Origin of the sequence: Aminobacterium colombiense DSM 12261 (genome assembly GCF_000025885.1) — a bacterium.
Classification (GTDB): Bacteria; Synergistota; Synergistia; order Synergistales; family Aminobacteriaceae; genus Aminobacterium; species Aminobacterium colombiense.
Genome location: NC_014011.1, coordinates 1844008 through 1857174 on the forward strand (window position 1 = coordinate 1844008; position 13167 = coordinate 1857174).

The 13167-nt window shown below is 47.1% G+C and carries 11 protein-coding genes; 3 read left to right on the plus strand and 8 right to left on the minus strand.

Annotation, left to right across the window (positions count from 1 at the left end):
• Positions 1-41 precede the first annotated feature (41 nt).
• Both AMICO_RS09135 and AMICO_RS09140 read right to left on the minus strand, forming a co-directional pair.
• Positions 42-1241 (minus strand): M20 metallopeptidase family protein, encoded by a 1200-nt coding sequence (locus AMICO_RS09135; protein ID WP_013049170.1) that lies wholly within the window; start codon positions 1239-1241, stop codon positions 42-44.
• An 18-nt stretch (positions 1242-1259) separates the two neighbouring features.
• Positions 1260-2441: a hypothetical protein gene (locus AMICO_RS09140; protein WP_013049171.1), complete on the minus strand. Its 1182-nt coding sequence runs from the start codon at positions 2439-2441 to the stop codon at positions 1260-1262.
• Between the two features lie 334 nt (positions 2442-2775).
• On the opposite strand from AMICO_RS09140, the gene AMICO_RS09145 reads away from it, so the two are divergent.
• Both AMICO_RS09145 and AMICO_RS09150 read left to right on the plus strand, forming a co-directional pair.
• Positions 2776-3000 (plus strand): putative Se/S carrier protein, encoded by a 225-nt coding sequence (locus AMICO_RS09145; protein WP_013049172.1) that lies wholly within the window; start codon positions 2776-2778, stop codon positions 2998-3000.
• Positions 3001-3153: 153 nt separating this feature from the next.
• Entirely contained in the window at positions 3154-3564 is a 411-nt protein-coding gene (locus AMICO_RS09150) for a hypothetical protein (RefSeq protein WP_013049173.1), read from the plus strand.
• Positions 3565-3654: 90 nt separating this feature from the next.
• On the opposite strand, the gene AMICO_RS09155 is transcribed toward AMICO_RS09150, so the two are convergent.
• The 3 genes from AMICO_RS09155 to dnaK all read right to left on the minus strand — a co-directional run bounded on the left by AMICO_RS09155 (position 3655) and on the right by dnaK (position 8464).
• On the minus strand, positions 3655-5001 hold the full coding sequence (locus tag AMICO_RS09155) for an FAD-dependent oxidoreductase (protein ID WP_013049174.1): 1347 nt from the start codon (positions 4999-5001) through the stop codon (positions 3655-3657).
• A 58-nt stretch (positions 5002-5059) separates the two neighbouring features.
• Positions 5060-6451 (minus strand): dipeptidase PepV, encoded by a 1392-nt coding sequence (gene pepV / locus AMICO_RS09160; protein WP_013049175.1) that lies wholly within the window; start codon positions 6449-6451, stop codon positions 5060-5062.
• 123 nt (positions 6452-6574) lie between these two features.
• Positions 6575-8464 (minus strand): molecular chaperone DnaK, encoded by a 1890-nt coding sequence (dnaK, locus tag AMICO_RS09165; protein ID WP_013049176.1) that lies wholly within the window; start codon positions 8462-8464, stop codon positions 6575-6577.
• 237 nt (positions 8465-8701) lie between these two features.
• Between dnaK and AMICO_RS09170 the strand changes: the two genes are divergently transcribed.
• Positions 8702-9532 (plus strand): hypothetical protein, encoded by an 831-nt coding sequence (locus AMICO_RS09170; RefSeq protein ID WP_013049177.1) that lies wholly within the window; start codon positions 8702-8704, stop codon positions 9530-9532.
• A gap of 43 nt (positions 9533-9575) precedes the next feature.
• Here AMICO_RS09170 and AMICO_RS09175 read toward each other — a convergent pair whose 3' ends face one another.
• The 3 genes from AMICO_RS09175 to AMICO_RS09185 are packed head-to-tail and all read right to left on the minus strand — an operon-like array spanning position 9576 to position 13135.
• The gene (locus AMICO_RS09175) at positions 9576-10676 is read right to left on the minus strand and encodes an NAD/NADP-dependent octopine/nopaline dehydrogenase family protein (protein WP_013049178.1); all 1101 of its coding nucleotides are present in this window, start codon (positions 10674-10676) and stop codon (positions 9576-9578) included.
• Entirely contained in the window at positions 10669-12630 is a 1962-nt protein-coding gene (locus AMICO_RS09180; protein WP_041459392.1) for a TRAP transporter permease, read from the minus strand. Before AMICO_RS09180 ends, AMICO_RS09175 begins: the two co-directional genes overlap by 8 nt.
• Positions 12590-13135 carry a DUF1850 domain-containing protein gene (locus tag AMICO_RS09185; RefSeq protein WP_013049180.1) on the minus strand — a complete coding sequence of 182 codons (546 nt, stop codon included), beginning with the start codon at positions 13133-13135 and terminating at the stop codon, positions 12590-12592. The genes AMICO_RS09180 and AMICO_RS09185 overlap by 41 nt, the downstream gene beginning before the upstream one ends.
• Positions 13136-13167 lie beyond the last annotated feature (32 nt).

A 13167-nucleotide genomic window follows, 5' to 3' on the forward strand; every position in this document is an offset into this window, starting at 1 on the left:
ACACTCTATTATAATCGGAAATTTTTCTCATGCCTTCTCTCTTATCTATTAAAAGTTTCAAGAAAACGCCAGGCCAAAGACGAAAGGAGGGCCACTCCATTGGGCAACACGCTATCGTTTGTTCGGAAATTGGGGCTATGGTGCTGAGCATCCGTTCCCTTTGATGGATCGCCCATCCCGAGGAAGAATAGCACTCCTGGCACTTTCTGCTGATAGAAGCTGAAATCCTCAGATCCCATGATAATGGGAAGTTCCTCAAGGGCTTCTTCACCCAGAAGTTCACCTGTGGTTTCCCTAAGAAGGCCTACCATGGCCGCATCGTTGACCGTGACAGGATAGATAGGTATAAAATCGACCTTGACCTCACATCGAAGGGCTGCGGCAATTCCTTCAGCAATACGGCTGATCCGCCCCCCCATGCTTTCTCTGACTTGAGGGTTTGTTGTGCGCACATTGCCCTGGATACGGGCTGTCTCTGGAATAATGTTGACTGCTGTTCCCGACTCAATCTTTCCAACGCTAAGAACCGCTGTCTCAAGAGGGTCTATTTCACGGCTCACTACAGTTTGAATCGTCGTAATTATGGTGGCCGCGGCTATAGTGGGGTCTATGGCCTCGTGGGGCCTTGATCCGTGTCCTCCCCGCCCCTTTACTTCGATCTCCCATATATCGGCAGAGGCCATCATGGGGCCACTGCGAAAACCTATCTTTCCCGCCTCAAGGGTACTCCAGACATGAAGCCCGCAAATTGCGTCCACTCCAGCCAACGCGCCTTCTTTAATGAGCATCGGAGCACCAGAATTAACCCCCGCCTCCTCCGCCGGCTGAAAGACGAGGCGGACCCGGCCGGGCAGTTCTTCTTTAAGGGCAGCGAGAACATGGGCCACCCCAAGAAGGATCGCCGCATGGGCGTCGTGTCCGCAGGCATGCATAACCCCGTCACAAGTGGATTTCCAGGGGTCATCCACAGCTTCCTGAAGAGGAAGGGCATCGATGTCAGCTCGGATAGCAATGACCGGGCCATCTTCCTTTCCTGTTATATCCGCTATGACTCCCGACCCTGTTCCATAAAAACCTCGACGGATATTTTCATATCCAAGGTCTATTAAGACCGATTCGATCTTTTTTGATGTTTCTTCTTCTTTCCACGACAGCTCTGGATGAGCATGAAGTTCATGACGGAACTCTATAACTTTCTGCTCAACTTCAGATGCAAGGGCGTGGATTTTTTCTGTGTTCATAATAATAGCTCCTTTGACCTAAAGTAATTTCACGAGGAATCCCGCAAGGAAGACAGATGCAATGGTCACTGTAGTAAAACCGGATACAAGCATTTTGGGAAGAATGCCCGTGAGTATAAAATCCCTTTCCTCTGATGTTTCTCCCACGGCATTGGCCACTTCCTGAGAAACAATAAATGTTCCGGGGAAACCAAAGAGGCAGCATACCCCCACAGCCAGACACATTTCCCAGGTGTAACCAAAGATCTTAGATGAGACAAAGGCGACAATGGCAATACCGACTACGGAAACTGCGAAGGCTACGACGATGGGAAAAATCAGAGACGCCACCATCTGGGGGGTTGCCTTGTTCAGGCTCATGAATATAGGCACTAAAAGGGCGAAAAGGGCCAAGCCTGTGGAATTGGCCTTGTCGAGAATTTTATGCTCAAGGAAACCAATTTCGTAAAAAACAATTCCAAAGATAAGGGCCATAACAAATTGATTTATTACCCCGCCAAGGGCCTTGGCACACATAACAGCGAGCCAGCCGACAAGCATGGCCTTCATAATGAGTATAAAAGGCGTTTGCAAATCTTTGGGGGTAGCAGGAAAAAGTCTCCATGTGGGCTCCTCTGGGTTGCTTTTGGCCTTGCTTCCTTTATCAGCTGTAAGACCTTCGCCCCTCCTGAAAATTTCACGAAGGCGCCGGCCTTCTCTGGAAAGGCAGACAGAAGCAACAGGAAGACCCACAAAATTCTGAAGAACGAGGAGCAATGTAACAAAAACAAGCACTGTTTCAAGCCCCTTGGCTTTGGCAGCCTCGCTCATAATAAGGGTCGCTACAACCCCGCCTGAAATAGGGCCTGCGGCAGGAACAGCATACTCTTTGCCTATGATGGGCGAACCGATGATAAAGAGGGCAGCCGCGGCGGCAACGATAGCTCCGAGAGCTATAATGACGGTCTTCCACTCCTCTTTGAGATCTCGAAGTTTCATCAAAGTGCCCATATGGATCATCAACATGGGAATAAGGGCAATAGCCAGTTTGACTATAACAGCATCTTCAAAGAGTGTTGCGGGAATGCCAAACCAGAACCCCACCATGAAAATAATGCCGGAAACAAAAAGCATGGAACAGACAGCCTTTGTTTTTTGAGCTACAAAATCACCGATAGCGTAAACAACTGCTATGACTAAAAGTGCTGTTACTGCATTCATTTCTATTCCTCCTTTAGGAATTTATTTAAATAAAAAAGGCCAGGACCCCGTCTTCGGAGGTCCTGGCCTTGAAGCGCACAAAGTACCTGCGCCAGCAGGCTTATAGGGCCTCCTCGCATGGGTACCAATAGGCAAAAAAGAAAGAAAAAAATTCACGAACTAAAGATTTTTTCATTAAAACAACAACCTCACATAAAAAGTTGCTCTCTTCTTACCATGATTTATCTATGCCGTCAAGAAAATACTTTCATGATATTATGACGTTATCTGCTTTAGTGTAGAAAGTAGATTGCGAGTTTCAGGATTCCATTAAACACGAGGAGGAAACATTTTTATGAAGTGTCTTGTAACCTTTCATGTCACCAGTATGGCCCTCATGTTCGAAAAACTGTGTCGAAAAGAGGGAATGGACGTAAAGATTATCCCCGTTCCCCGCCAGATTTCTGCTAGCTGCGGTCTTGCCTGCAGCTACCCTTGTGATAAAGAAGAAGCTGTTCGCCAGGTCTGCGAGAAAAAGAAAATTGAAACCGCAGGATTTCATGTAATAGAAGATCTCTAATCTTCTCTAGACAAATTTTTCCTGGCCTGCCCTTACGAATTGCGGTAGAAATTCAGTAAAAATGCCGAAATTCTCACTGTCCTTTCTCACGATATGCAAACTCCCCCAGGGTTTTAAAATATGGATACCATTTAATTAAGGGGGAGTTTAGTGATGAAGAAAAGTTTCTTTATTGTTGTCATAGCAGTTCTTGTTTTAACCTTCGCAGGTTCAGCGTGGGCCCATGGCGGCGGCAACACTGGCAGAAGATATGGAGGAAGAGGTCATATGGCCTATGGCAGTGCTCAAAATCAGAGTTTCGGCCATCACATGATGAGAAGAACACAACCAGGGATGGGATTTAGGAATTCAAGCAACCTTCCTTTTGATCAGAGGAATATTCCTCAGGATATTCTGAACAAACGAGATGAGATGAAAAGAACCCATTTGGAATTGCGACTAGAGCTTGCACAGCCCCAGGTCAATCGCGAGAAAGCCTTGTCACTCCATGAAAAGATGCTCAACCTTCGTCAGGAGCTATCCCGCTGGATGTTTAACCAGAGGCTTGCCAATGGAATGAGATAATAGAACTTTTAATTCTTCACAGTCCTGAATAAATAAGAGGATGGGTCCTTCTCGATGGGAGGGCCCATTTTCTTATGGCCTAACTTCTAATCATATCAACTGGCGGGCAGCTATTTGTATTGGATCCCAGGGAAGGGAAAATGGCGGGGCATATCCCAAATCAAGATCTACAAGCTCACGTACAGTCATTCGTGCTGCTATTGCTGTGGCAACCACATCAATACGCTTCGCAGAACCATGATTTCCCACGATTTGGGCACCTAGAATGCGTCCTCCCGGCTTTTCCGCAATCATTTTTACGTGGATCTGCCCAGCGTCAGGATAATAGCCCGCCTGGGTCTTGCTTTTAATAGTCACCGTGTCGTAATTAAAATCAAGGTCCTCCAGCTCTTTCTCAGAGACCCCTGTTCTTGCCACCTCAAGCTCGCAGTGCTTGCTCACTGCTGTTCCTATGACTCCGGGGAAACGTTCCTCTCCCCCTGCCATATTTATGCCTGCGGCCCTGCCCGTTTTATTGGCCACAGATCCAAGGGCGATCCAAAAGGGGCGGTTTGTTACCATATGCCATGTTTGGGCACAGTCACCGGCAGCCCAAATACCTTCTGTTTCTGTTGCCATGGCCTGATCTACAAGAATTGAATCCTTTGCGCCAAGAGGAAGGCCTGCCTCCTTGGCAAGTTTCGAGTTGGGACGCACGCCAAGACCAAGAATAACCATATCTGCGGGGATGGCGCGCTGGTCTGTGATAACTGCTTTAACCCGGCCGCTGTCTCTTTCAATGGCTTTCACCGTTTCACCAAGATAGAGTTCGGTGCCCACGTGGCGAATGGCCTGAGCTATATGCTCCGCCATGTCTATATCGAAGGTATTCATGACCTGAAACGAACGATCCACCAGGCTCACCTTCATCCGCCTCATACAAAAGGCTTCGGCCATTTCAAGGCCAATATAGCCTCCCCCAACCACTACTACACGCTGAGGCTGTCTCTCTTCAATAAATTGATGAAGCAAAATACCATCTTGCAGAACGCTCAGCTGAAAAACTCCCTCTCCATCAAGGCCTTCTACAGCCGGACGGATAGGTTGAGATCCTGTAGCAAAAAGCAGATGGTCAAAGGTATCGGCAAAAACTTCCCCTGTTTTCAAATCCAAAACATTGACAGTTCTATCCTGAATATCCACACTAAGCACTTCATGAAGCACGAGGGCCCGTATGTTCTGCTTAGACATAAACTCCTCAGGTGTCCGAACAATGAGTTTGTTTTCTTTTTCCACCAGGCCGGCTATGTAATAGGGCATGCCGCATGCTGAATAGGATGTATGGGGAGAGCGTTCGTATGCTACGATCTCAGCTTTGGGCTGCAACTTTCGGATCTGCCCTGCCGCTGACATTCCCGCCGCATCGCCACCGATAATAACGTATTTTTCTCGTTCCATCAGGGGCACCTCCTTATCAGTTCGTAAGATGGAGTTTCCTCTACCTTTACTTCATCGCCTAACGCGCCAACGTTACCATGGCCTGAGCCATTATCTTCACATTTTTCATCAGATCCTCTATTGCCCAACACTCGTTCTCTTCGTGAATCGTATAAGACTGACCTGGAAAGATGGGGCCAAAAGCCACTACATTAGGCATAGATTTTGCATAGGTGCCGCCGCCAATAGCAAGAAGATCGGCCTGAAGGCCCGTCTGTTCTTCATAAACCCTCTTAAGAGTTTTGATCAGTTCAGTTTCTGGATCTACATAGAGAGGAGCTGCATGTTTCACCTTCGTAATGGTTATGCCCGCATTAGTGAGGGTTTTCTCGAGAATTGGCATAACATCAGATTCTTTTTTCGTTACGGGATAGCGCAAATTTAAGGTAAATTCAACTTCAGGTCCGTTGCTGCTCATTGTCCCAAGACAGACGGTCAACGGTCCAGAAATACGGTCTCTCATGGCAACGCCAAGGGATTTTCCATCTGTTTCAAAGCCAATGATACCGTTAAGGGAACGTACAAAAGAAGCCTGGGAGCCTCCCAAATTGATCTTTGAAAGAATATCATTGACACAGAGAAGAGCGTTCACACCAAGCTCTGGAGTGCTTCCATGGGCAGGTACTCCCTGAATTTCTATTACAAGGGTTCCCTCAGCGGTGTCTTCGACTATCTTATATCCGCTTCTATCAGGTCCATTCCAGGAATCCACTATGGATGCGAGGCGTCTTCTCTCTTCGGCTGGAGCCCGAAGGATAACCTGGCTTGACGCAGCCACAACATTAGGAGCCACCCCGCCATTGAGGGAAGAGATGACAACCGGGCCATCTCCTTCGAAAGAAGCTTTACACGTTACTGTCAAAACCCCTTTTTCGGCATAGATGATGGGATACTCTGCATCGGGAGTGAATCCAGCTGCTGGCAGATCTTCAGTTTTGACGTAGCGAGCCATGCACTGACTGCCTGATTCTTCATTGGTTCCAAAGATGATGCGAATTCGCCGTTTTAAGGGAATTTGAAGATCTTTAATGGCTTTCAGCGCAAATAGCGCTCCCAACGTAGGGCCTTTGTCGTCAAGAACCCCCCGCCCCCATATCTTTCCGTCATGGATTTCTCCGCTGTAAGGATCGCAGGTCCAGCCTTTTCCCTCTGGCACCACATCGAGATGGCCGAGAACTGCAACCATTTCTTCCCCTTCTCCCCATTCGGCATACCCTGCCACGTTATCTACGTTTTTCGTTCGGAAGCCAAGCTCTTCTGCCAGGGTCAGTGTATGGTCAAGGGCGCGCCTGACCTCCCGCCCGAAAGGAGCATTTTCTTCAGGAGTCCCCGCAACGCTGGGGATTCGAATAGATTCCTGTACGGCTGATACAATATGGTGTTTCAGCCCATCAATAGCGCGGTTGAGCATAAAAGTCCCTCCTAAGATATTTAGATCTTTCCTTACCCCCGATCCACTTTATCTGTTTCTACGAAAAGACCGGCTAGGTATACCATATTGTAACAGAGGACCACCTGACCATACCTACTTTCCTTAACTATCGCTCCCCTGGCCTGAATCAGTAAATTCAGCATCCACCACATCTTCAGACTGGCTGCCTTCCCCTTGACCTTCTTTTTGATTGCCCGGTTCAGCGGAAGCTACCACCTGAAGGACCTGTTGCAGTTCAGATATGCTTACCTTCATGCTCTCGACTGTTGCATCAGGTTTTTTGAGCAGATCTTTCCCTTCCTCCAGCAAATTACGGGCCCTGGATCTTTGGGCCGGCTCAAGGATGCTTTCTTTTTCAGTCAGTTCTTTCTCCAGTCTGTATGTAAGGGTTTCCAGTTCATTCTTAGCATCAGCCCTTTCCCTTTTTTTACGGTCTTCCGCAGAATGCTCCTGAGCTTCCCGCACCATCCGTTCCACCTCTTTTTTATCGAGGTTGGTAGAACCGGCTATGGTAATCTGCTGTTCTTTTCCCGTATCTCTATCTCGTGCCGAAACTTTCAGGATTCCATTAGCATCGACATCGAGGGTCACTTCTATTTGAGGAATGCCTCGAGGGGCCCTTCGTATGCCCTCTAATTTAAAATTACCGAGAACTCTGTTATCCGCAGCCATTTCCCGCTCTCCCTGGAGAATGACAATGTCCACCGCCGGCTGGTTGTCTTCAGCTGTTGTGAAGGTCTCAGTCTTTTTATAAGGGATGGTGGTATTCTTCTCGATGACCTTTGTCATAACGCCTCCCATGGTCTCCACTCCAAGAGACAGGGGAATGACGTCGAGAAGAAGAACATCTTTCATTTCACCCTTTAAAATACCAGCCTGGATAGCCGCTCCCATAGCCACGACCTCATCGGGATTAACAGACATATTTGGATTTTTTCCCCCTGTAAACTCTTTAACAATGGCCTGTACAGCGGGCATTCGCGTAGCCCCTCCCACAAGAACAACTTCATCGATATCCGAAGCAGACAGTTTGGCTCCGGCAAGAGCATCTTGCATGGGCTTAAGACATCGTTTCACTAGCGGTTCCGTAAGCTGCTCTAATTTAGCCCTGGTCAGATTCATGCTTAGATGCTTGGGTCCAGTAGCGTCAGCAGTAATAAAGGGCAGACTGATCTCTGTAGACGTTCTCCCGGAAAGCTCGCATTTCGCCTTTTCCGCCCCTTCATAAAGCCGCTGAAGGGCCTGACGATCTTTTCTCAAATCAATGCCATTTTCTTTTCTAAATTCATCTGCGATATAATCCACGAGAACTTTATCGAAATCGTCACCGCCGAGGTGGGTATCACCAGAAGTGGCCAACACTTCGACAACCCCCTCGCCGATATCGAGGATGGAAACGTCAAAGGTTCCGCCGCCCAAATCAAAAACAAGAATCTTCTGCTCTTTCTGTTTTTCAAGGCCGTAGGCAAGAGCCGCAGCTGTGGGTTCATTGATGATTCTGAGCACATTTAAGCCGGCAATGGATGCCGCGTCTTTCGTTGCCTGCCGCTGGGCATCGTTAAAGTATGCCGGTATGGTAATGACAACATCTGTAATGGCATCCCCAAGGTACGAACTCGCGTCGCTGACCAATTTTTTCAGCACCTGGGCGCTTATCTCCTCTGGAGCATATTCTTTGCCCCAGGCCTCAAATCGTACCGCCTTGTTCGGTCCTTCCTTGACTTTGTAGGGAACTATTTTCATCTCTGATGTTACTTCATCGTAAGTACGCCCTATAAAACGCTTCACAGAAAAAAGGGTTCCATCGGGATTTAAGGTCGCCTGCCGTTTTGCCATAGCTCCCACCAAACGCTCCCCATCTCTGGTATAGGCGACTACAGACGGGGTTGTCCGGCTTCCTTCTGAATTGGCGATAACAGTAGGAACTCCGCCCTCTACCACTGCAATAACAGAATTGGTCGTTCCAAGATCAATACCAACAGCTTTTTTCATCCTTTATCCCTCCCAGTTTTGACCTTTGTTGACCAATATATTACACTCGCCCATTACTTATTGTCAATAATGGTCAGAAATATTTTGGCTCCTTATTCTTCCTTTTTTTATCCTAAGACAGGAAATTCCAGCCATATGCCCCTCACAAGTTTCTTGACTTTTATAATTTTCATGTATAATCGTTCCATGATTCAAAGTATTCCTACTTTCATTTTATTATAAGAAAGAGGTGGCTGTATGGATCATATTTTGAATGAAGAGTTTTTTTTGGTCAAAAAAGAAAAAGGAGTTCGAAAGAACATCTTATGCCATATGAGGCTGCTTTCTGAAAGGGAAACTCCTTTAGCTCTTGCCCTTCATGAAAAGATCGCTCAGGAAATTGGCGATGAAAATATTTTCTGCGCAGTTCACACAATAGAAGAAAGTATAAGGGGAGAAGGGTTCGTTATTGGAATTTTTTCTGGAAACCGCCTGGTGGCCATGCGCGCTGTTTCCTATGAAGGGAAATATATGGAAGAAGCCCTCGCAGACCTGCGATTGCCGTTGGCAGAAAAAGAACATGCGGCGGTAATGGATTTTTGCATCACTGAAAAAAACTTTCGCGGCAACTATATTCAGCATTTTACTTTTCTTAAGGCAGAAGGGATCCTCTATCCCGAACGCTATCACCTCCATTGCACTATTTCTCCTCTTAACGTTTTCAGCCTTAGGAATGTTCTTCGGTCCGGCTTCCACATTGTGGATCTCAAAGAAAAGTATGGAGGATATCTACGCTTCATCCTTCACAAAAACCTCAAAAACGCTCCCTGCATCTATACCCACGACCACATTGAGGTTCCTATAGAAGATTATGAAAGCCATCTGGCCCTGCTCTCAATGGGCTATTGCGGATATGCCGTGAAGGGCGCTCATTCCGGCTTTTCCATTATGTATGGGACAAAGGTGGCTCAACATCTTCCATTGCACGCCGTGAGCGGTGGGAGGCCCATTTTCCACCTCAAGCAGAAGGGGAAACCGCACCGTGGCAAAATTCTGCACTGGGACCGCTATTTCCCAAATAAACAATAGGGGAAAGAGCATTTTCGCCCTTCCCCCTATATTTACTCTCTCTTTATGGCAGCGGCGTACCTGTTGCGACAAACTTTTTCAAATCATCAAGAAAAACCCCTTCTAGCCCCAGACGGGCGAGAGTTCTTCCTTCTGCCCGATAATCCTTCTGATGGATCAGGTTGGCAAGATCAATCATCAGGTTCATGGTGGGAGTAGGAACACCGGTAATGCGTCCAAACTCTGCCAGGGGAACCAGGCTCATGGGGACATCCTCAGAAATGTACCTGGCGAAAGGATTTTGAGGGGCTTCGATGCCTCGGTAGCCGTCCTGTTTCTGTACGGCTTCATAAATAGAATCACTGTCTGTATGGGGAGACCCGTAGACATCCTCAAGCCATTCAATACATGTCATCGTCTTTACGCCAAAAGCTTTGGCAACAGCCACACGCTCTGCGTCGATCCGCTCTAAAACGTTGCTTACACAAGGGGTGATGCCATCCATGTAATACTCAAAAAGTTCTTTGTTTTCTATTCTTGCGATGTTGAGCAAGGCGGGTGTAGGATGAAAAATAGCCCCAATATTAAGCAGACTTGTCTCGAGAACATTTTCTGCCGCGATGAACTGAGGGTAGAAAGGCTTCAGTTCCTGAAGCACTTCCTCTGTTCTCGTGGCGGGAAGAGCAGCCAAAGCCATTTCATTTTTAACCTTGAAAATAGTGACTTCTGCAGGTCCCGTTTTACGGCAGGCGTAAATGAGGGACTGAGCCTCTGCCACTACAAAATCTGCTTTGGGATTGATAGCCTTCGCTCTCATATGAAACTCTATGGCTCCGGCAGTTCGACCCGGGTTCAAAACGATTTTCTGTCCCCTATCAAGATAGGGGGCCATCGTCTCTGCCAGTTCCCTGTGGGCAAAGGCCGGAGTGACCACAAGGATCATGCGGCAACCCTCTATGGCTTCCACTACATTTGTGGTTATCATGTCAAACTTAGCAAAACCGGTACGAGAAACCCCTTTAAGGGTAACGCCGCCAGCCTCTCTGATTTGCTCGATCGCCGCTGGGAATTTATCAAAAAGCTGTACGCTACATCCGCTCAGTGATAAAAAAGCCCCTATACTTAATCCGCCGTTTCCGGCTCCGAGGACAGCAACTCTATTCAAGTGGATCCACCTCACCTTTTAGATCCCGCTTTTTCTTGCGGGCATTGACCTGGAGAAAAATAATTGCTGAAAGAAGAACCAGACCGACAATATCGCCTTTCCAGCCTGGATCAATAAGGAAAATAGCCGCAACTCCCGCAACAACCCTCACAAAGAGGGAAAGGTTTCCCATAAAGTATCCTTCCAGACAGGCAGACAGGGCCATAACCCCTAAAGTTGCGGTAACAGTAGCCATTATGGCAGCCCCGACAGTGGTATCCAGAAGCAAAATGCGGGGGGACAGGGCAAAAACGAAGGGCAATATAAATGCAGATGAAGAAAGTTTAAGCCCCTGCAATGCAGTTTTAACAGAATCCGCTCTGGCAATGGCCGCAGCCAGATAGGAACTGAGAGCCACAGGAGGGGTGACAGACGCCATGCAGCCGAAATAAAAAATAAAGAGGTGAGCGGCAACAACAGGTATATTCAGCTTTACCAGAGCCGGCGCTACCATGGATCCCAAAATAATGTAGAGAGCCGTGGTAGGCATACCCATACCCATAATAAGAGAAGCGATCATGGTGAGGAATAAAGCTAAATAAAGGCTTCCTCCAGACAAAACGATAATGAAATCGGCAAACTTGAGCCCCAGCCCTGTCAATGTTACCGTTCCTACAATGAGACCTGCCACAGCACATGCCGCGATTACGCTCAGGGCACCCCTCGCCCCCAGATCCAACGCTCTCAAAAAGGACTTAAATGAAAGCCGCGTAGCCTTTCTAAAAGAGCTCGTAATAATAACGATCAGAACAGCTGTAACAGAAGCCTTTATTGGCGAGTACCCTGCTAAAAGCATGTAGACAATACTTAGGGGGGCCAGAAGTAAAAAAGCACCATCTTTGAATACTTTTGAAAAAACAGGGAGTTCACTCTTTTTCATTCCATAAAGCTTGAGCTTGGCCGCTTCCATGTCAACCATAATAAAAACAGCAACATAATACAAAATGGCTGGTATAGCTGCGTGGATAATCAACTTTCCATAAGGAACTCCTGTCATTTCTGCCATTACGAAAGCCGCGGCTCCCATAATGGGCGGCATAATCTGACCGCCCGTGGAAGCGGAAGCCTCTACTCCGCCAGCAAATTCAGGCTTATACCCTACACTTTTCATGAGTGGAATCGTAAAAGTTCCTGTTCCAGCCACATTGGCAAAAGAGCTTCCCGATATAGTTCCCATAAGGCCGCTTGCAACAACCGCAGCTTTAGCAGGGCCGCCGCGATACCGGCCGGTAATGGAAAAGGCCAGGTCAATAAAAGCCTGGGCCCCGCCGGTCTCGGTAAGAAAAGAGCCCAGAAGTATGAATATGAACACGAATGTAGCCGTTACATAAATAGCTACCCCATATATTCCTTCACTTGTCAAGAACATATGCTCTATAATTCGCGCTACTTCATATTGCCTGTGGCCAAGGGTCCCGGGAATAAGGTGCCCAAAAAAAGCATAGAGAAGGAAGCTCACTGCAACAATGACAAGAGGCCAACCCATAGTTCGGCGGGTTGCCTCCAGTACTATAAAGATCATAATGGCTCCTATGATAATATCTCTTGTTGCGGGATCCCCCATTCGAAAAACGATATTCATGTAGTCTAAGGTAAGATAGACACCCACTCCCAGTGAAAAAAGGATTGCCCCAATATCCCATAGGGGAATTTTGTCTTTCTGTTTGCTCGTTGCCGGGAAAATAAAGAATGTCAAAGCAAGGGCAAAGGCCAGGTGTATGGCTCTATGCTGAAACTGAGGAAGCATATGCACTCCGGACGAATACATATGATATAAAGACATGCATATGGCCAAAATGCTGCAAATTCGTGCGGAAATACCTGTCAAGTTCCTCTTTCTTTCAAATTTTTCGTTGAGCTCTTTAAGTTTTTCTTCAGGAGTAAGCTCTTCCTGTTTTTTTCTCTTGAAAAACATCGGACTCACCTCGTCTTAAGTACTGAAAATACGATATTTTTTCGACCAATACGTCCATGCGCTCCATATCGTCAAAATATAGCTTCAAATCAATTTCCCGCCGGCCGCCATCTAAAAGCAGGCGTGGTTCAGCTATATAGCTAATCCTGAAAGGAACTAGATCCAGAGGTATATTGAGCCCTTGAATAACCATATAACCATTTTCAAAATGAACCGTCTGGTCACATGTGGAAGGAACACCCCATCCCAGATCCTGAAGCCTTGTTTCCACCACCAGTATGCTGCCGCTCCCGTCAACCCTGTAAAATTCATATACAGGTGTCAAATGAACTGAATGCCGAATACAGGTGGCGAAGGAATAACCAGCCAGTATTTTCTGTCGATACAATATCTGATCTGTTTTGTAATTTTTTACACTCAAAACAAGTACGGGAGAGAAGAAGAGAAAATACAAAATCACTACTGCACCTGAAAAAAAGAGACTTGCTAAAACCCTCTTTCTCATTTTTACCGTCCTCAATTAAGAAGAGAGGGGTA

Bases quoted from the DNA above. Each gene is read 5' to 3' on its own strand.
- AMICO_RS09150 (WP_013049173.1), top strand. From the start codon at position 3,154: ATGAAGAAAAGTTTCTTTATTGTTGTCATAGCAGTTCTTGTTTTAACC.
- AMICO_RS09185 (WP_013049180.1), bottom strand. From the start codon at position 13,135: ATGAGAAAGAGGGTTTTAGCAAGTCTCTTTTTTTCAGGTGCAGTAGTG.
- AMICO_RS09180 (WP_041459392.1), bottom strand. From the start codon at position 12,630: ATGTTTTTCAAGAGAAAAAAACAGGAAGAGCTTACTCCTGAAGAAAAA.
- AMICO_RS09135 (WP_013049170.1), bottom strand. From the start codon at position 1,241: ATGAACACAGAAAAAATCCACGCCCTTGCATCTGAAGTTGAGCAGAAA.
- AMICO_RS09170 (WP_013049177.1), top strand. From the start codon at position 8,702: ATGGATCATATTTTGAATGAAGAGTTTTTTTTGGTCAAAAAAGAAAAA.
- AMICO_RS09155 (WP_013049174.1), bottom strand. From the start codon at position 5,001: ATGGAACGAGAAAAATACGTTATTATCGGTGGCGATGCGGCGGGAATG.
- AMICO_RS09140 (WP_013049171.1), bottom strand. From the start codon at position 2,441: ATGAATGCAGTAACAGCACTTTTAGTCATAGCAGTTGTTTACGCTATC.
- pepV (WP_013049175.1), bottom strand. From the start codon at position 6,451: ATGCTCAACCGCGCTATTGATGGGCTGAAACACCATATTGTATCAGCC.
- dnaK (WP_013049176.1), bottom strand. From the start codon at position 8,464: ATGAAAAAAGCTGTTGGTATTGATCTTGGAACGACCAATTCTGTTATT.
- AMICO_RS09145 (WP_013049172.1), top strand. From the start codon at position 2,776: ATGAAGTGTCTTGTAACCTTTCATGTCACCAGTATGGCCCTCATGTTC.